This is a genomic window from Dermacoccus sp. GAS27A, assembly GCF_044909235.1.
Classification (GTDB): domain Bacteria; phylum Actinomycetota; class Actinomycetes; order Actinomycetales; family Dermatophilaceae; genus Dermacoccus; species Dermacoccus nishinomiyaensis.
Genome location: NZ_JBIYDW010000008.1, coordinates 1 through 19,097, shown reverse-complemented (window position 1 = coordinate 19,097; position 19,097 = coordinate 1). Strand labels below are relative to the sequence as shown.

General features: G+C 67.4%; 34 protein-coding genes. All 34 read right to left on the bottom strand.

What is annotated here, in order from left to right:
- Positions 1–34: 34 nt before the first annotated feature.
- The gene (locus ABH936_RS09635; protein ID WP_404603143.1) at positions 35–397 is read right to left on the bottom strand and encodes a hypothetical protein; all 363 of its coding nucleotides are present in this window, start codon (positions 395–397) and stop codon (positions 35–37) included.
- Positions 394–804, bottom strand: coding sequence for a DUF6093 family protein (locus ABH936_RS09630; protein WP_404603142.1), 411 nt, complete (start codon positions 802–804; stop codon positions 394–396). The genes ABH936_RS09635 and ABH936_RS09630 overlap by 4 nt, the downstream gene beginning before the upstream one ends.
- Positions 801–1,172: a hypothetical protein gene (locus ABH936_RS09625; protein WP_404603141.1), complete on the bottom strand. Its 372-nt coding sequence runs from the start codon at positions 1,170–1,172 to the stop codon at positions 801–803. The genes ABH936_RS09630 and ABH936_RS09625 overlap by 4 nt, the downstream gene beginning before the upstream one ends.
- 16 nt (positions 1,173–1,188) lie before the next feature.
- Positions 1,189–1,347, bottom strand: a complete 159-nt coding sequence (locus ABH936_RS09620; protein WP_404603140.1) for a hypothetical protein — start codon at positions 1,345–1,347, stop codon at positions 1,189–1,191.
- A complete protein-coding gene (locus tag ABH936_RS09615; RefSeq protein ID WP_404603139.1) occupies positions 1,347–2,375 on the bottom strand; it encodes a major capsid protein in 1,029 nt (342 codons plus the stop codon). The genes ABH936_RS09620 and ABH936_RS09615 overlap by 1 nt, the downstream gene beginning before the upstream one ends.
- Before the next feature lie 16 nt (positions 2,376–2,391).
- Positions 2,392–2,748 (bottom strand): hypothetical protein, encoded by a 357-nt coding sequence (locus ABH936_RS09610; RefSeq protein WP_404603138.1) that lies wholly within the window; start codon positions 2,746–2,748, stop codon positions 2,392–2,394.
- Positions 2,749–2,818: 70 nt separating this feature from the next.
- Positions 2,819–3,457: a hypothetical protein gene (locus ABH936_RS09605; RefSeq protein WP_404603137.1), complete on the bottom strand. Its 639-nt coding sequence runs from the start codon at positions 3,455–3,457 to the stop codon at positions 2,819–2,821.
- Between the two features lie 69 nt (positions 3,458–3,526).
- A complete protein-coding gene (locus ABH936_RS09600) occupies positions 3,527–5,302 on the bottom strand; it encodes a hypothetical protein (protein ID WP_404603136.1) in 1,776 nt (591 codons plus the stop codon).
- Positions 5,277–6,716, bottom strand: coding sequence for a hypothetical protein (locus ABH936_RS09595; RefSeq protein WP_404603135.1), 1,440 nt, complete (start codon positions 6,714–6,716; stop codon positions 5,277–5,279). The genes ABH936_RS09600 and ABH936_RS09595 overlap by 26 nt, the downstream gene beginning before the upstream one ends.
- A gap of 13 nt (positions 6,717–6,729) precedes the next feature.
- On the bottom strand, positions 6,730–7,230 hold the full coding sequence (locus ABH936_RS09590) for a terminase (protein WP_404603133.1): 501 nt from the start codon (positions 7,228–7,230) through the stop codon (positions 6,730–6,732).
- 79 nt (positions 7,231–7,309) lie between these two features.
- Positions 7,310–8,398: a terminase gene (locus ABH936_RS09585; protein WP_404603132.1), complete on the bottom strand. Its 1,089-nt coding sequence runs from the start codon at positions 8,396–8,398 to the stop codon at positions 7,310–7,312.
- On the bottom strand, positions 8,398–8,922 hold the full coding sequence (locus ABH936_RS09580; RefSeq protein ID WP_404603131.1) for a hypothetical protein: 525 nt from the start codon (positions 8,920–8,922) through the stop codon (positions 8,398–8,400). Before ABH936_RS09580 ends, ABH936_RS09585 begins: the two co-directional genes overlap by 1 nt.
- A 540-nt stretch (positions 8,923–9,462) precedes the next feature.
- Positions 9,463–9,612, bottom strand: a complete 150-nt coding sequence (locus tag ABH936_RS09575) for a hypothetical protein (protein ID WP_404603130.1) — start codon at positions 9,610–9,612, stop codon at positions 9,463–9,465.
- Positions 9,599–9,766, bottom strand: coding sequence for a hypothetical protein (locus tag ABH936_RS09570; RefSeq protein ID WP_404603129.1), 168 nt, complete (start codon positions 9,764–9,766; stop codon positions 9,599–9,601). Before ABH936_RS09570 ends, ABH936_RS09575 begins: the two co-directional genes overlap by 14 nt.
- 2 nt (positions 9,767–9,768) lie before the next feature.
- Positions 9,769–9,969, bottom strand: coding sequence for a hypothetical protein (locus ABH936_RS09565; protein ID WP_404603128.1), 201 nt, complete (start codon positions 9,967–9,969; stop codon positions 9,769–9,771).
- A gap of 275 nt (positions 9,970–10,244) precedes the next feature.
- On the bottom strand, positions 10,245–11,042 hold the full coding sequence (locus ABH936_RS09560) for a hypothetical protein (protein WP_404603127.1): 798 nt from the start codon (positions 11,040–11,042) through the stop codon (positions 10,245–10,247).
- A 77-nt stretch (positions 11,043–11,119) separates the two neighbouring features.
- Positions 11,120–11,362 (bottom strand): hypothetical protein, encoded by a 243-nt coding sequence (locus tag ABH936_RS09555; protein WP_404603126.1) that lies wholly within the window; start codon positions 11,360–11,362, stop codon positions 11,120–11,122.
- The gene (locus ABH936_RS09550; RefSeq protein ID WP_404603124.1) at positions 11,359–11,679 is read right to left on the bottom strand and encodes a hypothetical protein; all 321 of its coding nucleotides are present in this window, start codon (positions 11,677–11,679) and stop codon (positions 11,359–11,361) included. The genes ABH936_RS09555 and ABH936_RS09550 overlap by 4 nt, the downstream gene beginning before the upstream one ends.
- A 17-nt stretch (positions 11,680–11,696) precedes the next feature.
- Positions 11,697–12,056, bottom strand: coding sequence for a hypothetical protein (locus ABH936_RS09545; RefSeq protein ID WP_404603123.1), 360 nt, complete (start codon positions 12,054–12,056; stop codon positions 11,697–11,699).
- Positions 12,049–12,246: a hypothetical protein gene (locus ABH936_RS09540; protein ID WP_404603122.1), complete on the bottom strand. Its 198-nt coding sequence runs from the start codon at positions 12,244–12,246 to the stop codon at positions 12,049–12,051. The genes ABH936_RS09545 and ABH936_RS09540 overlap by 8 nt, the downstream gene beginning before the upstream one ends.
- A 43-nt stretch (positions 12,247–12,289) precedes the next feature.
- Positions 12,290–12,661, bottom strand: a complete 372-nt coding sequence (locus ABH936_RS09535) for a hypothetical protein (RefSeq protein WP_404603121.1) — start codon at positions 12,659–12,661, stop codon at positions 12,290–12,292.
- Positions 12,658–12,891, bottom strand: a complete 234-nt coding sequence (locus tag ABH936_RS09530) for a hypothetical protein (protein WP_404603120.1) — start codon at positions 12,889–12,891, stop codon at positions 12,658–12,660. Before ABH936_RS09530 ends, ABH936_RS09535 begins: the two co-directional genes overlap by 4 nt.
- A gap of 257 nt (positions 12,892–13,148) precedes the next feature.
- A complete protein-coding gene (locus tag ABH936_RS09525) occupies positions 13,149–13,673 on the bottom strand; it encodes a hypothetical protein (RefSeq protein WP_404603119.1) in 525 nt (174 codons plus the stop codon).
- Positions 13,670–14,164 carry a single-stranded DNA-binding protein gene (locus ABH936_RS09520; protein WP_404603118.1) on the bottom strand — a complete coding sequence of 165 codons (495 nt, stop codon included), beginning with the start codon at positions 14,162–14,164 and terminating at the stop codon, positions 13,670–13,672. The genes ABH936_RS09525 and ABH936_RS09520 overlap by 4 nt, the downstream gene beginning before the upstream one ends.
- Complete coding sequence (locus ABH936_RS09515) at positions 14,161–14,544, bottom strand: WhiB family transcriptional regulator (RefSeq protein ID WP_404603116.1); 384 nt, start codon at positions 14,542–14,544, stop codon at positions 14,161–14,163. The genes ABH936_RS09520 and ABH936_RS09515 overlap by 4 nt, the downstream gene beginning before the upstream one ends.
- Positions 14,541–14,843, bottom strand: a complete 303-nt coding sequence (locus ABH936_RS09510; protein ID WP_404603115.1) for a hypothetical protein — start codon at positions 14,841–14,843, stop codon at positions 14,541–14,543. Before ABH936_RS09510 ends, ABH936_RS09515 begins: the two co-directional genes overlap by 4 nt.
- Before the next feature lie 97 nt (positions 14,844–14,940).
- Entirely contained in the window at positions 14,941–15,711 is a 771-nt protein-coding gene (locus ABH936_RS09505; RefSeq protein ID WP_404603114.1) for a hypothetical protein, read from the bottom strand.
- Positions 15,708–16,205: a hypothetical protein gene (locus ABH936_RS09500; protein ID WP_404603113.1), complete on the bottom strand. Its 498-nt coding sequence runs from the start codon at positions 16,203–16,205 to the stop codon at positions 15,708–15,710. Before ABH936_RS09500 ends, ABH936_RS09505 begins: the two co-directional genes overlap by 4 nt.
- On the bottom strand, positions 16,193–16,990 hold the full coding sequence (locus ABH936_RS09495) for a hypothetical protein (protein WP_404603112.1): 798 nt from the start codon (positions 16,988–16,990) through the stop codon (positions 16,193–16,195). The genes ABH936_RS09500 and ABH936_RS09495 overlap by 13 nt, the downstream gene beginning before the upstream one ends.
- A 94-nt stretch (positions 16,991–17,084) precedes the next feature.
- Positions 17,085–17,360, bottom strand: coding sequence for a hypothetical protein (locus tag ABH936_RS09490; RefSeq protein ID WP_404603111.1), 276 nt, complete (start codon positions 17,358–17,360; stop codon positions 17,085–17,087).
- Complete coding sequence (locus ABH936_RS09485) at positions 17,357–17,584, bottom strand: hypothetical protein (RefSeq protein WP_404603110.1); 228 nt, start codon at positions 17,582–17,584, stop codon at positions 17,357–17,359. Before ABH936_RS09485 ends, ABH936_RS09490 begins: the two co-directional genes overlap by 4 nt.
- Positions 17,581–17,892 (bottom strand): hypothetical protein, encoded by a 312-nt coding sequence (locus tag ABH936_RS09480; RefSeq protein ID WP_404603109.1) that lies wholly within the window; start codon positions 17,890–17,892, stop codon positions 17,581–17,583. The genes ABH936_RS09485 and ABH936_RS09480 overlap by 4 nt, the downstream gene beginning before the upstream one ends.
- On the bottom strand, positions 17,889–18,485 hold the full coding sequence (locus ABH936_RS09475) for a hypothetical protein (RefSeq protein ID WP_404603108.1): 597 nt from the start codon (positions 18,483–18,485) through the stop codon (positions 17,889–17,891). The genes ABH936_RS09480 and ABH936_RS09475 overlap by 4 nt, the downstream gene beginning before the upstream one ends.
- Positions 18,482–18,883 carry an HNH endonuclease signature motif containing protein gene (locus ABH936_RS09470; protein WP_404603217.1) on the bottom strand — a complete coding sequence of 134 codons (402 nt, stop codon included), beginning with the start codon at positions 18,881–18,883 and terminating at the stop codon, positions 18,482–18,484. The genes ABH936_RS09475 and ABH936_RS09470 overlap by 4 nt, the downstream gene beginning before the upstream one ends.
- Between the last annotated feature and the right edge of the window lie 214 nt (positions 18,884–19,097).

Below are 19,097 nucleotides of genomic sequence, written 5' to 3'. Positions count from 1 at the left end.
AGCGCCTGCGCATGCGAGTCAGGAAGCGCCGGCCTCACAGCCGCCTCACGATCTCAGCGCACACCGCGTCCGCGATCTTGCGCTCCACCACGGGAGCCTCAGCCTGCAACGCGATAACCGGATCAGGGATCTGCGGCGCCATCCGCGAGCTGCCGAAGTAGTACAGGTTCTCGAGCTTGCCGACACCACGCGCCTCCGGTCCGGACTCATAACCGAGACCGCCGAGAATGGACTCGCCCTTCATCGCGCCAGGCAAGCCCCCCGCATGACGATGCCCGGACGCCTGCTGCTTCAGGACATTCGTCGCCGCCACCTTCGACGCCTGCACAACCGGCACCACAGCGCGCACCGTCGACACACGACCAAGCGCCGCCGCAAGCTCAGGCAAAGTCGTCACCAATCCACCCCCTCGCACGCATACCGAGCATCACGCTCAAAGGTCTGGAAGCTGCGACCCTTCACCGTCATCTGACGACCAACAAGACGCGCATGCCGAGTCACCGTCACACGCACCCCATTCGGCAACTCAGGCGCACTCAGCGGCAACCGCAAATCCGTCGGCGTCTTACCCGCGAACGCAGCAGCCGCCTCAACCTCAGACGCCTGCACATTCACACGCTGCAGGCGACACCGACCCTCGTACAACACACGCCACGACACGACGTCCTGCAACGTGTCCGGGTCCGTCACGACACCGCCAGGCACCTCGACGCGGCACTCATCGACCATGAGGGACTCGGACAGTGCGCGCAGGTCGGAAACGCCGGCCGCGACGTCACCCGCGACCCAGCCGAGGTCGCTCATCGCCAGCTCCCTGCGTACGGGATGCTGCCCGACCACCCGCCGGAGAGGTCAGGCTCGTCGAGCCCGAACATGCCCCACAGGTCATCGTCGATGGCGACGCGCCCCGCTGACTCGCTCACGCGCCGAGACACGCGAGCATCGTCGAGGGCCACGTCGTACTGCGCCGCGCCGCTCGGGTTGCGAGCGTGCGCAACGACAGCAAGGCGCGTGAGCGCCGCGAGATCATCGGGCGCCAGCGTCACCCCGAGCTTGTCGATGCGACGCTGGATGAGCCGTTGCGCGTCCGACACCCACAGATCGAGCTGCGCGTCGGTGAGCGCGGAGGCGCCGCCCAGCTCCGTCTTGATCTGCTCGATCACGTCAGCCATAACGACGCCCCCTCACTCACTCGCTCTTCGCCTTGCGCGACGCCGGCTTTGCTTCCGGCTCGGGCGCATCCCAGAATCGGGCAGGGATCTTCTCGCCCAGCTCCGAGGTGCGCTCCGTACCGACCGGGTAGACGACACCGTCGGCGAGCACGGTCTCGATCAGCCGCGCACCCATCAGGCGCCCAGGACGCCGCGCACGATCGTGAGCTGCGTCGGGTCGTCGAGAACCGGCATGCCGAGCGCCGCGCCCTTCACGGAGCGACGAACCGGGTTGTCGCTGCCGAGCGTGATGATCGTGATGCCCTTCGCGATGTCCGACGTCAGCGCCGTCGCGCCGTTCGGCTGAACGCGCTGCGTCTGCTGCACGGCCTCCTGCGTGATGCCGAGCTGCGTCTGACCGACCGGGTCAGTCGCCGACGGCAGGAACACGACGGTGCCCTCGGGCAGCACACGCGAACGCGTGCCGTCGACGTTCGACAGGACGCGGTCGTACGTGATGATGTCCGGCAGCCCGTTGTCCGCGAGCCACGCCGACAGCGCAGCCTGACCGACCGGCGCCTGCGGGTACTTCGCGGCGATACCCGCGAGGAGAACCGCACGCACCTTGCGCGTCGTGAGGATCGCGCCGGCGTCGATGCCAGCCTCCTCGCCGTGCGTGTTGCCGGCGGCGAACAGGTTGTCGAGCGCATCCGCGGGCGTCCACGCCGACGCGGCCGTGATGTTCTGCTTCGCCGAGACGCCGAAGTCGACCTCGTGGACGACACCGTCCTCGGCCTGCAGGGACACCTTGCCGGTCGACAGGAGCTGACCGCGCATCAGCTCGAGCGTGTTGTCGATGGCGAGCGCAGCCTGACCGGCGGCGGCGTCGACGGTGGGCTGCCAGTCGACGGGGATGCCGGCGAGCTGCTTCGCCATGACCATCTCGTTGGTGAGGTCCTGCTCGGACAGGTCGATGATCGGCGTGATCGCGGGCAGGTCGCCCTTGACCTCGACGATGCCGGGGCGCCGGATCGGCGTCGCGGGCGCGTCGATGGCGCGCACCGGGACAGCCTGGTCGAGACGCTTGCGGCGACCGAGGCGGTAGCTGACGGCGTCGACGGCCGTGTTCGGAAGGAACGTGGCGAGCGAGTTGCGCGCATCGCGCAGCTCGCGGGCGGCCAGGATCGTGGGCCGCAGGTCGGGAACGAGATCGATCATCTGCATGATGTGTTCCCTCCTCTCAGTTGATGAAGTTGATGGCGGTCAGCGACTGCTCGGCGGCGACGTCGTGGCCGGCGGGCAGGTAGCGACGGTCGACGGGGCCGCCACCAGTGGCGACCGCGACGAGGTGCTTGCCCGGCGTGACCTTGAAGTCGTTGACGAGAATGCCGGCGGACGGCTTGCCCGCGTCGCGGGGGCCGCTCAGCTTCGTCGACGCATCCGCCTTGCCGATGTGCGTGCCGGACGGGACGACGGTGCCCGCAGGGAACTTGCTCCCGTCGAGCGTGACACCGTTGGTGTCGAGCGCGAGGAAGTTGCGAGCCCAGCGGCGATCGCTCTCGTTGTACTCGGTGCGCGTGGGCGCGAAGTTGGACACTGCTTTCTCCTTTGGTTGAGGTGTCCTGGAGGGGGCGGTGTGCGGCTTCGCGCCTCAGCACCGTGGAAGGTCAGGCAGCCGCGCCCTTGTGGACGCCGGCTGCGGTCTGCATGCGCGCGAGGGATTCCTTCACGCGCTCGTCGATGGACGGGGCGGATGCTCCGCCACCGAACGGGGCGCCTGGCATCGGGGTGCGCGGCGCATACGCAGGCTTGACGAGGTGCGGCTTGTCCGCCGCGACGCGCTCGAGCTCGGCCACGATCTTCGACTGGTCGGGCGCACCCGAGCCATCGGTGAGCTGCGTCAGATCAAGGTGCGGCATGACGTCGCTGACATCGTGGAAGCGAGCCGCTGCGGTCGTCGTGACGCTCTCGCGCACGCGGGCGGCGAGCTGCTCGGCCTGCCACTGCTGCTGGCTCTCCTGCACGGGCGCGAGCGCGGCCTGCACAGCGGCAGCGATGCGCGCCTCGAGGTCATCGCCCTTCGATGCATCCTTGGCGGCCTCACCCTTCTCCTCGCCCGTCTTCTGGGCCGGGGGGGACGGCTTCGGCTTGCGCGCCTCGGCGAGCTGCGCCTCGAGGTCGGCGCGGGCCTGCCTCTCACGGACGAGGGCCTGCTTGCCGGGGTCGCCGAGCGCGTCCCACTCGGCGTCGCTGACGCCTTCGGGCTTCTCGACGGGCTGCTGCTCGTTGCTGTGGTCGTTCGTCATCGTGTTCCTCGAATCGCTCTCGGTGAAGTAGCCCGTACGCCGTCGCGACGCCGGGAAGAATGAGTGCGCTCAGTCGCGCAGGTAACCGTGCAGGCGTAGTAGGCGGATCGCCTCGGTCCGGTCACTCCCGGCGATCTGCATGATCGTCTCCGGCATCAACCGGACGCGGCCGCGCGTCGCACCCGCTCTTGTCGCAAGCACGCGCTCACTGCCGACCTGCGCTGTCGTCATGCCGCGCCTGGCGTTCACGACCTGCGCCATGTCCGCGCCGTCACGGATGGACTGTGCGCCCGCCTTCGTGAAGATCCGCTCCTGCTGCGCCGCGTCGAGCGAGTCGAAGTAGGCGCGAGGGTCGGTCGTCAGGTGCCCGGCAGTCCGCTCCGTTGTTGGGATGTGTCGGCAGTCGCAGTTTGATACAATGAGACTGTTGGCAACGTGCCAACCTTCCGACGACGTTAGCGAGTAGACATGGCCCGCAAAATCCCGACGCACACGATGGACCACGCTATCGAGCTCTACTTGGCCGGAAAGCCGGTTCAGGAGATCAGAGCCGCGACTGGCGTAGCCCACAACACTCTGGCTCATGAACGGTCCCGCCGGGGCATCCCACCTCGAGACCGAATCACCGTTCCGGATGGCGCGATCGTGAGGCAGTACGAGTCCGGCGCCAGCGAATACGCCCTGTCGCGCCAGTACGGCATCTCTCGACAGGCCATCCGGCGCCGCCTTGAGGCCGCTGGAGTGCATGTGCGTGGCACGAGCGAAGCGGGATTCGTGCGAGCCGCGCAGATGACCGAAGACGAGCGCAGAGCCCAGGCTGCTGCGGCCCACAAGGCTGCCCGTCAGCGCAAGGTCCCGCACATCGAGCTGCTCCGACGAGCTCTCACCAACGAGGCCAGCGGCGGACCGCAGAGCGACGGCGAGGCCCTCCTGGCCCGCCTGCTGAACGAACGTGGCGAGCACGTCACCCACCAGCGCGCCATCGGCACCAGCAACGTCGACCTGGCCGTCCTGCCCGTCGCCATGGAAGTCCTCGGGGGAGGATTCCACAGCTTCAAGGCCAAGCATGCCCAGCGAACGCCAGACATCCTCGATGCGGGTTGGCACCTGGTCATGGTCTGGAACTACGAGGGGCGTAGCGCCCTCGGGCCGGGTGCTGCGGACTACCTCGTCGCCTTCTTCGATGAGGTTCGCCGGAACCCACCCGCGACGAGTCAGTATCGGGTGATTGCCGGTAACGGGGAGCTCTTGACCGCTTGCGGTCGTGAGGACAACGAGTTCCCCCTCGTACCACCGCCGCGTGGCCTTCTCTGACGCAGGACCAGAGACGACAACCCCGGCGGGGAAGCAGTGCGGGTGGCGCTGGAACCCCTGGTTCCAGCGGTACTCCTTGCCCGCGAGGATCGCGCAGCGCGAGCACGACGGCGGCACGAGCATGCGCACGTACCCAGTCACCTTCGGGCGGGCCGCGATGCTCACCGCACCGCCTGCGCGCCCCGCGTCGCTGATCTGCGTCAACACTGCACGATCGAAGCTTCCCGCCGGCGCCTCGGGGCGGCTGACAGCCTGGAGCAGACCGAGCAAGTCACGGCCATCCGACGCGACACCGGCGAGCGCCGCAGCATCCACGGCGGCGATGGCCGGGGCGCGCACACCCTGCTCGTCAAGCATGTCCTGCGACGCCGTGACCGCATCCTGCGCGGCCTGCAGCTGCGCAAACGTGACGAGCGCAAGTGCCCGCTTGAGGTTGCCGCGCTGCTGCTCACGTCGAGCGCCGATCAGGCCGAGCGTCGCGATCCTGCGCTGACGCCGGTAGTGCTCAAGCGCCGACTGAAGCTGCACCATCGGATGTCTGCTTCGTCAGCGCCGACACGACCGGGTCGTTGGCGAGCGCGTCACGCTCCACCTTGCGCGCCTCGGCCGCGTCGTACTCCGCAACGGCCGCCGAGACCTCAGCCTCAGACCATCCGAGTAGCTTCTTCGCCGCCGTCTGCACGCCCATCCCGGACGCGACGAGCTTCTGCACGCCATCAGCGGCCGCAGACTCGATGCGCGTCTCCGGGTCACCCCAGCGCGGCTGCACGAGCGCCGTCGACGCAGGGTCCTCGATCATGAGGATGATCTGCATGAGCTTGCGCCACGCGACACCAAAGCTGCCGTACTGGCCCATGCTCTTGACGCGACGCACCATCGGCGCCTCATCCACCTTGAGCAGTTCCGCCGACATGTGCGACTTGAGGTCGAGCCGGTAGTACGACGAAGCGACCTTGGTGATTGAGCGGATCTGGCTCACCGCATGGTCGGACCACTCGACGAAGCTCGTCAGGCCCGCCGGGGTGAGCTGCCCGAACTCGGCGTCCTTGCTCGTCGTGATCCATACGTGATCGGCGCGCGGGTTGAACCCAAGCATGGGGCGGCCGTCCTTATCGAGGATCGGCTTTCCGTCCTTGTCCTTCGGCAGCTCGATGCCCTTGCCGAAGCGGATCGGGACGGCGCCGAAGTGCCCTGCGAAGACCATGAGGCCCTCGATGAGGTCGACGATGTCGCACAGGGACGCGATGGGCTCGATCTCGCTCGTCGGGTCGGCGAGCAGGCGCGCCTTGTGCGCAAACTCGACGACCGGGACGACCGGCAGGCGCGAGGGTACATCGGCGACGACCGCCCAGCGGCTCACGATGTTGGAGCCCTCCGGGTCGTGCTGCGCCATGTCGGCCTCGAGGAGGTCGACGGTGCGGCCGATCAGCCACAGGCGCGCAGTGCGCTGCCCCGTCCACTCGTTCACGCTGACCTTGAGTGCGGCGTCGACGTCGTACGGCGGGTGCTGCATGCGGTGTACGGCCATCTGCTCGGCCGCCTCGATGCCGACGACAGCGCGACCGTCAGCACTGCGGTCGATCTGCGCGAAGCTGACCCGCTTCACAAGCGCCTCACGGACAGCCTCGCGCTGCATCACGTCGAGGTCGTTTCCCTTGAAGGCGTAGTCGACGCGCTTCGCCGCAGCGGCGTCCTCAGAGTCGGCGCCGAGCACGGTCATGCGCTCCACGAGCGCGTCGACGCCGATGCCGGCCATGCCCACACGGGGCGGCTGCAGCTCAGAGCCGAGCGCGTCGACCTTCGAGCCGTACACCTCGCGGAACTCGCGCTCAATGAACGGCAGGACGTGCTCGTTGCGGTAGCGACGCTCGTACGGCGCCGCGTACCACGTCTGCTGCTGAATCTTCTCCTCGAGCAGGCGGACCCACTGCAGGATCGTCGGCATGGCCCGCCTCCTCTCACCACCCGAAGGTGAAGTGCTCTTCTGGCTCGTCCGACCAGCCCGCGGCGCGCGCGTCGGATGCTGCCTTGTGTGCCAGGACGGCGGTGATACCGGCGTCGATCTTGCGTGCCGCGTCAGGTTTCGCGGCGACGTAACGCCCCGAATTGCGGTGCTGCATGCGGATGTTCTCGATGTGCTGCGTCGTCACCGGACAGCCATCGTGCGTGAGGCGGCCGCTGCCGACGTCGGCGCGGAACTGCTCGAGCGCCTCGTGGATCGGCAGGGGACGGTATGTCGCCCACTTCAGGACGCGCTCATCGCCGTGCTCGTTGGCCCAGTCGATGATCTCCGACTCCCACAGTGGCGGGTCGCAGTACATGCGTTCCACGTCGAAGCGGCGGAACAGCTCGTGGACAGCTTCGGTGACGTCCGCCTTGACGATGCGCCCGCCGGTGTCCTCCGGGTTCCACGTCATGCCATTCGTCGGCGTGTTCGGCCATCGTGGCGTGAACAGCATCCCGTCGATCGTCTCGGCGCGAATGCACGTCCAGTCGCCCGTAGCCGACCCGTCGAACCCGGCACAGATGCGCGTACCCTCAGGCGGCTCCGGTAGCCACTGCACCAGCCCACGCACCTTCCCACGCGTCCGACGGCATCCAAGCGCCCTTCACCTCGACCAGACGCGATCCGAAGAATCGCTCAGCCTTCGCGCCGTCGCCCTTCGCGATCATGTCCGCGCACTCCGCCTCGATCGAGTCGACCGACACATGCGGTGACCCCGAGTAGTTGTGCTCAAGGATCAGGCGCCGCTCGTCCTCCTTGTAGAAGTCGAGCTTCGCCGGCGGCGGCGCGTAGAACGTGAAGACGTCCGGCATGTTCGCCTCGTAGTCACGCTGCGCCACCGAGTTCTGCGACGGGTCCCACGCGTTCGTCGTGGTGAAGCCACGCCCACCCATGCCGGCCGCGCCACGACGCTGCGCCGAATCGACGCTCGCCATGCCGTTTCCGTCAGTGTGCGTGCCCGTCTCGTCTTGCACGTACCCGCTGATCGGGTTACCGAGGCGAGACTGCGCGCTTGAGGTGACCGCGTCGATGCGGTCGAGCTCCGGGTCATCCTCATTCATGCCAACGATGCGGATGAACTCTTCACGCGGCGCGAGCAGCGGCGCGAGGCGAGAACCGGAGAACCGGATCATCGCCGTCAGCGGCCGCCAGATGTTGTCCACCTGATCCTGCGACGTCGCGAGCGCCTGGATTAGCGGCGACGGGTGACGCTCACCCATCGGCTCGCCAGGCTCGTAGGCGTACTCCCAGCCGCACGGGCAGCCGTTGTCGCCGCATCGGTAGACGTCGCCCTCGCGAGCCCACCCGCAGAACTGGTCCGGGCCGACCGCCTGCACGATCAGCAGACACGCCGCCCACGGACCCTTGCCAACCTTCTGCGACGCAACAACGTCGGTGCGCCGGTACGTGAACGCCTGATTTCGCGGCGGATCAGCAGGGTCGAACGTCGCATCGCCGCGGACACGGTAATGGTTCGCGGTGCACCAGAACTGCCAGTCGTACTGGACGAACGGCTCCTTGCGCTTCCACCCGTCCGGAATCTGGCAATGCCGAGTGATCCACGCGTCGATCAGATCGCCGAGCGTCGGGAAATCGACGACGCCGACCATCGACGAGCGCATCAGGTCGCCCTCAGGCGCCGCTCACGCTTCACCGGCTCAGCCTCAGCCTCAACAGGTCGATGCGCGGCGCGCTCGGCGAGGTCATCGACCTTGATCTTCCAGCCGTTCTCAGCGAGCCCGGCCGGCGTCATGCCGATCTGATCCGCGAAGCGGTGGAGACTGCCCTTGTCGGCGGCCGTCGCATGCGACGACTCGCACAGCACAAACGTGCGCACCCACAGCGCGATCGTGTGCAGCCGCCACGACTCAGACGGCATCGACCACGCGCACGCCTGCGGCGTCGACCACGCCCACTCCCACAGCTCAGCCTCACGAGCAGCGACCTGCGCCGTCGCACCAGCGTCAACCTGCGGGCCGTCGGGCATCTTCTCGATCACTTCACGCCTCGGCAACGGCCACGGCGGCACCGGTCCGTCGAAACCCTCAGCCGGCAGCGCCGTCAACGAGTAGCCGCGACGCTCACTACGCTCAGAGTTCGGGTCGGCCTGCGGGCCAGAGCGGTTACGAGCTCCACCTCGAGTCATGATCGGAACCTCCGGCAGCGTCGCGCTGCGTCAGCGGCGAACCGCCCAGCGTCGCGCCGGGCAGATGAATGAATATGCGGCCCATCTGGCCGTTACGGACGTTTGAACCCTCCGCACCTCGAAGCCGCCTCACCCGCGGTGGACTCGCCAGCGGGCCGGAGGGGGCGCGGCCCCATCCTCTGCATGGTTATGCATGCGTCGGGTGCGGGCAGCCTGTGCGTCCGTTCGTTGCGTAGTCGCAGGGCGGGCACTCGGGGCCGTGTACGAGGCTTCGGTCGATGTCGCAGTGACCGAGTGTCCATGCGCCTTTGAGTGGTCGTGAGCATCGCCAGCAGTCGTACGCGCGGCCGGCAGCCATGCGGCGGGCATAGGCGCGGCGTGTGGCGTCGTAGGTGGCGGTGCCGAGCGGTGAGGTGACGGTCGCGCTGCCGTAGCCGCGCTCGGTCGTCGTGCCGCGCGCCTTGTCCCTCGCCCGCTCGTGCTGGTCGCACCTGCCACGCTTCCATTCGCCGATGCGCGGGCAGTCGAGGCAGGGCCGCTTCACTGCTTGCCCCACCTGCACTCATCCACGATGACGCCTCGCTCGGGCATCATGAGGTCGCGCATGTCCTGCTCGTGTCGCTGCTCGGCGTACGCACGTTCGACGTCGGCCCAGTCGATGTGCTCGCGGTAGGTGTCACGCTTCGACACGTGCTCGCCCCCGCTTGGTCGTGTCGCGCAGGTAGGCATCGAGCCGTAGCGCGGATGCCAGTGTGTGCGGGCCGCCCTTGATCGTCCAGTCGACCAGCTTGTCACGGTCGAAGACGTAGGTGGCGGCCATGCTTCCGGTATCGGTGGCATCCATGCTCACGCTCCGATCACTCGCATGTCAGGATCGACGTGAAGGTTGATGCGTGGCGCATCGGAGTAGATGCGCTGGCCGAAGACCGCCTGACCGATGGAGTTGCCGTCGTAGTCGAGGACGTTGACGGTCTGACCTTCGAGGCCTGCGAGGACATCGCTCAGGTCCGGGTCGGTGCAGCGCCGGAACGTCATCATGTCTGCCACGCGCTCACCTTCTTCACGTTGTGGCCGCAGCTCCCCGCCATTCCCTAGGGCGCGCGGGGTGTGTCACGCCATCCGCTGCGGCATCCGGATGGTGGGCCACGCGCTGCGTCCGATGCCAGTGGCTAGGTGGGCGCGTGCGCGTGGACTTGGCTGGTGGTACGCGAAAGCCCCGGCTGCCGTAGCTACACCGGGGCTCCATCTTGCGCTCACTGCCCGAAGGACGAGGCGCCTAGATGTTTCGCTTTTGGGGACAGCAAATGTCCCACAGCGAGAGGTTACGTGCGTGCACGCCTCGCCGTCAAGTAGTCGATGCACGCGAAGTACCCGTAGCGCTGCGGCCTGCTCTTCGCATCGAGTGGGGTGAGGGTGCCGCGTGACACGAGGCAGGTGATGCCATGCTCGGTGAGGGTGAGGCCGTAGTCCTCGTGCGCGAGCTGGATCAGCTCATGCTTGGTGAGTGAGTCGGGAATGGTGACACCCATGCTCTCCGCCCAGTCCATCTGCGCTCGCTCGACGTGGCAGCGCGTGCATGACGCGAGACGCCGACCAACATCGTCGAAGGTGGCGTTGTCGCGGACGGTGCCGTCGCATGTCGGGTCGGGGCACGGGCCGAGCGCCTGGCGCCGGACTGGGGAGCCGTAGACGCAGTGCTCGACGGCGTGCGCGCAGTCCTCGAGTTCCTGCAGCGCGTCGAGTCCGGCTTCGTGCGTGGACATGAGGTCGACGTGCTTGCGCAGGTAGGCGCACAGCCCGAGCGTGTCGTGGCCGTCGGGCGTGCGATCGTCGAGGTCGTGGTCTTCGATGAGCACCTGGCACCACCCGCGCACCTGCCAGTTCACTTCCTGGCGCACAGCGACGACGCGCAGGGTGCGGGGCGTGTCGGCGTCGGACTCGTCGTCGTCGCTGAGGATGGGCGCGGTGCCGCCGTGACGACTGCTCGATGCCGGGGTGAGCATGTCTTCCCACAGCGACGTGATGGTTGCGAGGGCGGCGGTCATGCGGCCGGCGATCTGGGCGGGCGTCAATGGTTCAGCAGTCACGGGGGCGGGCCGTTCTGTGAGGTGGCGGGGCATGTTGGATTCTACCCGTCGCGTGTTGGATTCAACAGAAACGAACACGAGCGCCCCGCACGATGGCGGGGCGCTCGCGGTCATCCTCCTGAGTCGCACTTGCGGTCGTCACGCGCAAGCATCGTCGAGCCGGTGTCGGTGTCCTTGATGAGCGCGTGCCCGTCCGACGTGCACGTCCAGTAGAGCGAGCCACGGTCGTGCACCCACTCGGGGCCGGGCTTCGGGTGTGTGGGCGGCTGCGCGATCGCGTGGATGACGAACCACAGCAAGATCACGATCCCGACGAGCAACGGCACAACCGCAGAGGATGGCGACGCCTTCATGACGCACCCCCGACGAGGTGCTTGCGGATGAAATCTGCGGCGTCCCGCTGCGCCAGTGCTGCGCCTTCGAGGTAGCCCTCCCAGTACGCGCCGCCGGCCCTGCTGTCGGTGCGCTTTCCTGCCCACTCGTCGAGCCGGTCAGCGACACGCTCGGCGGTGTGCGTGCGCGAGTGCTCGATGGCGCCATCCATCGCAAGGCGGTGCAGCACGAGCCCGTACGGCGACGGGTCGCTCGCCCCACACCCGCACGTCCACGTCCACCGGTGAGCCATAGCTGCCTTGCCGGGCTGCCAGATGAAGGTGACCGTGCGAGACACCCTCGGCTTCGGCGCGCTCACACCTCCTCCCCAAACGCGTCGAGGATGCTCAGCAGCATCTCGTCGGCCAGTCCCTCGCATCCTCCCTGATGGGGGTCGAGAAGTTCGCGCGGCCCGATGATCCCTCGCACCCGCTCCACCTTGGCGCGCAACTCCCGCACCTCAGCGACGAGAGCGAGCGTCGCGGCCGGGTCCATCATGGCGATGTGCTCGGCGTCCTCGAAGGATGGGAGATCTCCGAGCCAACGTCGGTGGTAGGCCGTCCACAAGGCTCCCCAAGACCCCCGAATCTGCTCGGCCTTCCACGGACCCGGCGTCGCCTCCTCCGCCGCCGCCACGATCTCGCCGAGCCGGGCGGGCGTGAGGTCGTCACTCATCGGACGCACCCCCTCGCGACGTGATCGCGGCGACCTCTGAGATGTCGAGGAACTGCAGTCCGACCCCGCCCTCCTGGCCTGTCCAGGTGAGCGACGTGAGCTCCCCGCTAATCGGCGAGCGTCCGACCTGGAAAGCTTCGAGGTCAACCTCGATTGACGCTCCGCTCTTGAGCATGATCTGAACTTTCATGATGCTTCCCCTGCTGTCTCGATGGCGGGCGTGAGCTTCCTGGTCATCGGGCCTCCTCGACGATCTCAGTGATGAGCTTCATGAAGTTGTTGATGTAGTAGTCGCAGCCGTCGACCGGGTCAATCTCGGAGACCTCGTCGTCTCGGCCCCAGACCTCGTCGTCTCGGCCCCAGACCTTTTCGTCACCGATGCGCAGCTCGCAGTCCCAGTACCACTCGATGGTGTACTCGCTGTGCCCACCCTCGGCTCCGTCCTCGACGAGGGTGACGATGCCGGTCTTTCCGTAGTGGTCACGGATCTTGTCGGCGAGGTCACCGTCGATCTGGGTAACGATTTGGCGGCGCCCGCTCGGCCATTCGCCGCCTGTGTATTCGTCGCTTAGCTTCGTAAACTGGGCCTTCGGGTAGGTCGTCATCGGGTCTCCTTCTTGACGATCTCTGCGGCGATGCGACGCGGCTCCCACGGTGAGAGCACTGTCACCTCGTCGCACAGGAACGTGACCGTGCAGCGCACGATGCCGAACTCGTCGGTCGTCACGTCGAACTCTCGCTCGATGAAGGCGGGAACCTTCCACCCGTCGATGAGGAATGCGCCGTCACCAGCTCCGTAGTGGAGCAGGATGTGAGCGAGGGGCGTGCGGTTCATCGGGTCTCCTCGCGTTCGGTGCAGACATGGTCGGGGCTGGTCAGGTCGTCGCGCCCACAGTCGGGGCAGATCCAGGTGTCAGCCATGAAAGGAATCCTTCGCATCACGATGGGCGGGGCAGAAGTCGATGACCCTGGTGCCCGCCATGAGCTCAATCCACGCATCGCGTTCAGATGGTGGGCAGTAGTGGCGGCGCTTGCGGTCGCATGTGGGTGCGTCGCAGGTGATGATTCCGCCGGGGTGGCTAGGGAACCAGGTCACAGCGTTTCTCCTTCGGGGGCGAGTTGCGTGTCGGCGGCGTAGACGGCGAGTGCGTACGCCTGCCAGATGTCGGCGTTGAAGCCGTAGAACCATCCGGGCTGAGCCTTGGTGCCCTTGCCGTAGTTGGGTTGGCCGGGAGCGAACCTGTCGACGAGCGCCTGACGGATGTTGCTGTCCTTCGCCTTGGCGGAGTGGCAGTGGTGCAACTTCACGGGCCGGCGGTACACGAACTGCGACCCTTCACCATTCGAGTCGCGGCCACATGCCTCAGCGAAGCGCCCGATCCAGACGCATGTCTCGAACACGTCCTTACCGACGGCCATGCCGTACGAAGCGACCATCTCGATGAAGACGGGATCGTCAAGTTCGATGAAGTCGTGCGTGTGCGCTCGACCCCAGACCTTTTCGAGCAGGTCGTAGTTGTTGCTCTTGCCGAACTCAAGCGGCTGGCACGTGTTGGCGTCGATGACAACCCACCCGGATTCGGTGTTGCCGGGGTCGATGGCGAGTAGGCGGCTCAAAACGGAGCTCCCGCCGTGCCGCCCTGCCCGGCCCACGGGTCATCGCCGCCCTGCTGCCCGAACCCTCCACGGCCCGTCGCCGAGTTGAACGCCGACGCACGGTTCGGCGTCCATGAGCCGTCGTCGCGCTGGTGGCCCGTGTAGCCATGCTGCTGCTTGGGCGGGTCGATACGGACGGCGGGGAACTCGATCGTGTGGGCGGTGCGCTGCTCACCCTGGCCGGTGGTGTACTCGCGCAGGATGAGACGTCCAGTGATGCTCACCCGCGCGCCCTTGACGGCCTTCTCCGCGAAAGCTTCGGCCTCGGCGCCCCAGATCGTTGCGTCGAACCAGATCGTCGGCGAGTCGTCGACCCACTGGCCGGTCTGCTCGTCCTTGTGGCTCTTGTTGTCGCTGACGCTGATGCTCAGTCGCGCCCTGCCGTCCTGGCCGTACTGGATCTGGAAGTCCTTGGGCAGGTGTCCTTCGACGGTGATCTTGTTGGTGCTCATGCTGTTGCCTTTCGGTTTCGGTATGTGGTGCGCCCGTATTCGCGGGCCTGTTCGCGCACGCATTCAGTGCAGACGCGTCGGCCGGGCCTGAAGGCGTCGAGGGGCTTGGAGATGTTGCAGCGTTCGCAGATGCGGCGCTGCGATGTGCCGGCGGCGAGCATGATGCGCTGCTGCGGGGTGGTGCCGCCGTAGATGCCGTGACGGCTGGTGGCGTTCTTCTCGTCGCGCATGGCCTGGTCGAGGCACGCCTTCCGCACGGGGCAGCCGCCACAGATGGCGAGTGCTTCATAGGCCGCGGACGGTGCGCGCCATTCGCCGGGGAAGAAGATCTCCGGGTCGACGCCGATGCACGACGCGTTCGCGAACGGGTCGCCGGTCATCGCGCTGCCTTCCTCGAGATGTTCGAGCAGGCGACGCTGCAGAACTCGCGCCGGCCCCAGTTGTAGGAGCTGAGGTTCGGCGGCTTGTTGAACTCGGCGCCGCACTGGAGGCAAGTTTTCGGCGGCACGATCTTGGCGCGCGGCCCACGCTTCTTGCCGATGTGGTCGATGTGGCCGGGGTCTTTGAGCAGGTCGGCGCCGAGCGCGGTCGCCTTGGGCGGGTGCTTGATGCCGGTGAGGGTCGGGACGGGTCGTGATCCGGTGTGCGGCATCGTGCCGCAGTTTCCGTAGACGCGCATCTGAGGGGCCTTTCTCGGTCGTGGGGTACTGGGAGACGTTTTCGGTGTCAGAGGCCGGGAGAATCGCGCGGGTGACGCTTCACGGGTATGTTGGCGCTCACTCGTCCCAGCCGAGCGTTTCCCAGCCGAGCGTTACGGCGCCGCGCTGGATGATCTCGCTCCAGTCGGCCCACTTCGACTGCCCTGGCGTGCTGCCGGCGGTGTCGCGCGCGTCCCACGTGAGCCATCCGCGGCGGCCCTGGGGCGGGGCGTGCATGTTAAGCCAGCGTTCGATGTGCCCGTCGGCCTGGGCGACTGTCGCCTTTGCGCCGAACTCCTGAGGCTCGTCTGGCTGCGCGGGCGGGCAGGCATGGGATCGTTCGCCAACTGCCCCTGGGCGGCGTAGGAACTCGAGGCTCCACTTCGGCGTGCGGCTGAATTCCATGCGAACCGGTCGCACCTCACGCGTGATCGCCTCCCCACAGTCGGGGCAGGGCAGCGTGACCGTGGTGCTCGCGGGCTGCTCGTCGGCGGGCGGCGTGCTCTCGGCGGGCCAGTGCTGGGATGGGTCGCCATGCTGGACCTGGCTGGCGATCATGGCGCGGCCAACGCGTACGAGTGCTTCGTCATCGGTGCAGTACACCGTCCACTGCGACCACCCGGATACCGTCTGCTGGTCGAGGTCGTCGACGCGCACCTGCACGTGTCCGGGGCGGACGGTCTCGACGCGCTCCCAGCCGGTGAGGTCGAAGTCGGTCGCGCATCCCCAGGCAAGCGCCTGGCTCGCGTAGGCGACCCGAAGGCGACCGTCCCCGCCTCTCTGGACGTACCCGCGCCCCTTCTCAGGGTGCTCGGCGAAGTCTCCGCGCTTGAGGTCGGTGGTGGTCATTTCGTCTCTCCTTGGTGTAGTTCGGCGCGGGCTGCGTCGAGTCGTTGGGCTTTCTTGCGTGCTGCTTCGTGTCGTGCGGCGTCTCGGCGCGCTTCCTGGTCGGCGGTCATCTGCCGGCGCTTCTCGGCGGCCTGTTCGCGTTCGAGGCGGACTTGCGCGCGCCACGACTTCGGGTCCTCGAGGGGCTTGATCTGCGGATCGTCGAGGCAGCCGTGGCACGGGTGCGGTTGGCCGTGGGTGAGGCACTTCGGTTTCTCCGGGCGTGACCCGACGGGCGTGTCGCGCCAGTGCTGGCCGTGCTGGGGGAGGATGCCGGGTCCGTCCATGTGGTCGTCGAGGCTGATGCGTGCGAGGGCGAGAGCGACCGATCTGGGGTCGCTGCCGTCGGTGGCGCACTGCTCGAGGACGCTCATGAGGCCGCGCTCCCCCCAGCCCATGACGTCGGCGTAAAACCTGGCGAGGTGCTGCGCCTGCGAGTGCGTCAACTTCCCCATCCGCTGACCTCCCTTCCATCACCGTCGCGACGGCCGGCAGGTGCGGACGATGGCGATGACTCCCACCCGCCCATCTCGGCTTCGTCTCGCGCACGCGCTAGTGACGTACCCGACGACGGTGACCCAGTGATGGAGTTAGGAGTTAGGAGTAAGGAGTTAGGAGTTAGGAGTGAGGCACGATTTCCGGAACCCTTGATGGACGATCCGGCAAACCCCATCGGGACGGATTCGGGAACCCTTTCCGGAACCCTTTCCCGAAGGGTTGTCGGAGCATCTTCGGAACCCTCGATGGGCGATCCTGGCATCACCTCAGCGAGGGCTTCGGCGAACGTCAGGGAACCCTTGTCGAGCATGTCGCCGATGTGATCCCAGCCCGCGAGCGTCGGGTCGTTGTCGTACAGGCGCCGCAGCTGCCCGACGATGAGGCCGCGGATCGGCTCCGACGCCGTCCCATCCCACGCCGAGCGCAGCGCCTTCGCCACGTTCGGGCTACGCATGAGGCCGTCGTGCTTCACCCATGAGCGGATGGCGATCTCTTCGGCCTCGAAGTCGGGGAGGACGAACTCCTTGTCGATGAGGCCTGCGCTGAACGTGACGACGTCGTCGGCGCTCGTGCCGGCTGCCATCTTCGCGATGCGTGCCGGCCGCCAGTCCGCGACGCCGCACAGGCTCAGCGTCGGTGACGACAGCAGGTGCAGGTAGAGCCACTGCTCGCCGGCGCTCAGGCGTCGCCAGTCGGTGTCGGCCCAGATGTCGCGGCGGATGCGTGCGTGGTCGCTCGGCATGGCTCCTCCTTTCGTGGGTTGTCCGGGCAGATTCGGATGAGGCAGGCGCGCCACGGGCAGCACGTCATGAGGCCTTCGGTGTCGAGGTCGCGGGTCATGCCTCGCCCTCCTCGTCGTCGTCCCACCACACGCTTAGCGGGAGCGCGGCGGCCTTGTGCAGGGCTTCGGGCAGGTCGTGCGCGTAGACGGTGACGGCGCGCATGGGGTGTGGGATGCGGGTGCGTACGGTGATCTCGAACAAGCTCCCGGCTTCCGGCTCGTCGCCGTACAGGTGGTGCGCCGAGGTCATGTACTCGTCGCCGAGCTTCCACGCCTTGTGCGCTTCGCGACGCAGGTAGGCGCGGTTCGTGGCGTCAGACTGGGCGCTCATGCCTGCTCTCCCATCGGTCGCCATCCGAGGCGGATCGCGGACAGCACGAGCTTGCGTGCCTGTTCGCCGTCGTCGGCGTGCTGGCGGGTGTGCGCCCACAGGTCATCGACCTGCACGCGCGTCGGCGGGTTGGGCACCGTGGCGGCGAGGGCGTGCATTTCGTCGCGGATCGCGTTGAGGTGCGCCTGGCGTGCGCGTGTCAGGGGCGTGTCGAAGTCGCTCATGCGGTCACCTCCGCGTCGGGGTGGCAGTCGCAGACGCTCCACTCGGCGATGTTGCGCTCGTACCCGATGCGCCTGCCGACTTCGCCGCCGCGTGAGGCTTCGTAGGCGGAGCACTGGTATATGTGCGTGTGTAGGCCGCGCAGTTTGACGTGTCCGCATTCGCAGTCGGTGGTGCCTGTCGTGGGTGTTGTCGTGACGAGGGTGTGCGTGACCATGTCGCAGGCCGCGCGTTCCGGGTGCAGCGGCGCCGGTTCGTCGAGGTGCGCGACGAAGTGGCCGTCGCCGACGTCGACCGTTCGGGCGCTCATGCCTGCTCCTCGATGACCTCGCCGGTGGCCGTGTCGACGGCGGGCTCAGCGCCGGTCGTGTCGGGCATGCCGAAGTCGGCGGCGCTGATCGCGGGAGCCTGACGGGTCGCCGTGTGGCGGGAAGGGCCGCCGTCCTCCCTCGTCTCGTCGATCGAGGGGATGCCGTTGACGTCGAAGGCTCGGCGCAGCGCGTGGGATTCGGCGGCCTTGAGCGCCATTTCCTGCGCGTACTGCTTGTTGCCGCCGTTGACGGGGTAGCGGCCTGGGAACGTGAACGGGAAGCGCATGTCCTTGCGGTAGACGCTGACGGTGCACACCCACTCGCCGTCTTCGATGATGGGGTTCTTCTCGACGACGATGCCGTCGAGCTGGCCGGAGCGGTGCGCGATGTGCAGCAGCCCGTCTCGGGTGATGTAGACGCCGCCCTTGGGGATGACGATGACGTGCTTGAGGACGGGGTCGAGCTCGTAGCGTTCGCAGACGGCGACGACGGCGTGGCTCTTGGCGTCGTTCGGGTTGAGGCCGAGGTACTGCGCGATCGCCTGCTGGTTCGGTGCGAACGGCGTGTTCTGGGGTGCGAGTTCGTTGCTCATGCTGCTCTCCTGACTTTGTTTCGATACCGCTCACGTGCTCGTGTGCGGTTGCATTCCTTGCAGTAACGGCGGGTCCGGTCCCTGCCGGTGTTCTCTTCGTCGTAGGGGTGACCCTGTGGGCATTCGGTTCGGATCGCCATTGCCCTGCGCCGGTTCTCGCTCGCGGTGACCGGTTCCAGGTGGGCCGGATTGACGCAGGTGCGGTTCCGGCAGAGGTGGTCGATCTGCATCCCCGCAGGTATTGGTCCGGCGAGATGGCGATACGTGACGCGGTGCGCGTACTCGATCACCGCGTTTGGGCCGCTCCCGCTGACGAGGACTTGGCGGTACCCGCCGGCCGGCGTTCGATGCGGCGCGTAGCACCAGCACCCCCGGCTGTCTTCGACAACGAGCGCCATGATCCGGCTCACGACATGTTTGGGCGGGCGGCCCATTACTCGACCTCGCCCCACGCCCAGGGCTTGATACCGGGTCGGTATACGCGGTAGCCGGGCCACGTATCGGTCTTGGTGCATTCGGGCCCTACCCCCGGATCTTGGACACGGGGTGTGATTACGCAGCAGGTCGCAGCGTAGCGGTGTAGCCGGTCTCGAAGGCGACCGGCGAGGTGTA

What these genes read in the sequence shown, in the direction of transcription:
- ABH936_RS09630 (WP_404603142.1), bottom strand. Translation starts at nt 804, where the DNA reads ATGAGCGACCTCGGCTGGGTCGCGGGTGACGTCGCGGCCGGCGTTTCC.
- ABH936_RS09625 (WP_404603141.1), bottom strand. Translation starts at nt 1,172, where the DNA reads ATGGCTGACGTGATCGAGCAGATCAAGACGGAGCTGGGCGGCGCCTCC.
- ABH936_RS09620 (WP_404603140.1), bottom strand. Translation starts at nt 1,347, where the DNA reads ATGGGTGCGCGGCTGATCGAGACCGTGCTCGCCGACGGTGTCGTCTAC.
- ABH936_RS09615 (WP_404603139.1), bottom strand. Translation starts at nt 2,375, where the DNA reads ATGCAGATGATCGATCTCGTTCCCGACCTGCGGCCCACGATCCTGGCC.
- ABH936_RS09605 (WP_404603137.1), bottom strand. Translation starts at nt 3,457, where the DNA reads ATGACGAACGACCACAGCAACGAGCAGCAGCCCGTCGAGAAGCCCGAA.
- ABH936_RS09600 (WP_404603136.1), bottom strand. Translation starts at nt 5,302, where the DNA reads ATGGTGCAGCTTCAGTCGGCGCTTGAGCACTACCGGCGTCAGCGCAGG.
- ABH936_RS09595 (WP_404603135.1), bottom strand. Translation starts at nt 6,716, where the DNA reads ATGCCGACGATCCTGCAGTGGGTCCGCCTGCTCGAGGAGAAGATTCAG.
- ABH936_RS09590 (WP_404603133.1), bottom strand. Translation starts at nt 7,230, where the DNA reads ATGCTGTTCACGCCACGATGGCCGAACACGCCGACGAATGGCATGACG.
- ABH936_RS09585 (WP_404603132.1), bottom strand. Translation starts at nt 8,398, where the DNA reads ATGCGCTCGTCGATGGTCGGCGTCGTCGATTTCCCGACGCTCGGCGAT.
- ABH936_RS09580 (WP_404603131.1), bottom strand. Translation starts at nt 8,922, where the DNA reads ATGACTCGAGGTGGAGCTCGTAACCGCTCTGGCCCGCAGGCCGACCCG.
- ABH936_RS09570 (WP_404603129.1), bottom strand. Translation starts at nt 9,766, where the DNA reads ATGGATGCCACCGATACCGGAAGCATGGCCGCCACCTACGTCTTCGAC.
- ABH936_RS09560 (WP_404603127.1), bottom strand. Translation starts at nt 11,042, where the DNA reads ATGCCCCGCCACCTCACAGAACGGCCCGCCCCCGTGACTGCTGAACCA.
- ABH936_RS09555 (WP_404603126.1), bottom strand. Translation starts at nt 11,362, where the DNA reads ATGAAGGCGTCGCCATCCTCTGCGGTTGTGCCGTTGCTCGTCGGGATC.
- ABH936_RS09545 (WP_404603123.1), bottom strand. Translation starts at nt 12,056, where the DNA reads ATGAGTGACGACCTCACGCCCGCCCGGCTCGGCGAGATCGTGGCGGCG.
- ABH936_RS09540 (WP_404603122.1), bottom strand. Translation starts at nt 12,246, where the DNA reads ATGAAAGTTCAGATCATGCTCAAGAGCGGAGCGTCAATCGAGGTTGAC.
- ABH936_RS09535 (WP_404603121.1), bottom strand. Translation starts at nt 12,661, where the DNA reads ATGACGACCTACCCGAAGGCCCAGTTTACGAAGCTAAGCGACGAATAC.
- ABH936_RS09530 (WP_404603120.1), bottom strand. Translation starts at nt 12,891, where the DNA reads ATGAACCGCACGCCCCTCGCTCACATCCTGCTCCACTACGGAGCTGGT.
- ABH936_RS09520 (WP_404603118.1), bottom strand. Translation starts at nt 14,164, where the DNA reads ATGAGCACCAACAAGATCACCGTCGAAGGACACCTGCCCAAGGACTTC.
- ABH936_RS09515 (WP_404603116.1), bottom strand. Translation starts at nt 14,544, where the DNA reads ATGACCGGCGACCCGTTCGCGAACGCGTCGTGCATCGGCGTCGACCCG.
- ABH936_RS09510 (WP_404603115.1), bottom strand. Translation starts at nt 14,843, where the DNA reads ATGCGCGTCTACGGAAACTGCGGCACGATGCCGCACACCGGATCACGA.
- ABH936_RS09505 (WP_404603114.1), bottom strand. Translation starts at nt 15,711, where the DNA reads ATGACCACCACCGACCTCAAGCGCGGAGACTTCGCCGAGCACCCTGAG.
- ABH936_RS09500 (WP_404603113.1), bottom strand. Translation starts at nt 16,205, where the DNA reads ATGGGGAAGTTGACGCACTCGCAGGCGCAGCACCTCGCCAGGTTTTAC.
- ABH936_RS09495 (WP_404603112.1), bottom strand. Translation starts at nt 16,990, where the DNA reads ATGCCGAGCGACCACGCACGCATCCGCCGCGACATCTGGGCCGACACC.
- ABH936_RS09490 (WP_404603111.1), bottom strand. Translation starts at nt 17,360, where the DNA reads ATGAGCGCCCAGTCTGACGCCACGAACCGCGCCTACCTGCGTCGCGAA.
- ABH936_RS09485 (WP_404603110.1), bottom strand. Translation starts at nt 17,584, where the DNA reads ATGAGCGACTTCGACACGCCCCTGACACGCGCACGCCAGGCGCACCTC.
- ABH936_RS09480 (WP_404603109.1), bottom strand. Translation starts at nt 17,892, where the DNA reads ATGAGCGCCCGAACGGTCGACGTCGGCGACGGCCACTTCGTCGCGCAC.
- ABH936_RS09475 (WP_404603108.1), bottom strand. Translation starts at nt 18,485, where the DNA reads ATGAGCAACGAACTCGCACCCCAGAACACGCCGTTCGCACCGAACCAG.
- ABH936_RS09470 (WP_404603217.1), bottom strand. Translation starts at nt 18,883, where the DNA reads ATGGCGCTCGTTGTCGAAGACAGCCGGGGGTGCTGGTGCTACGCGCCG.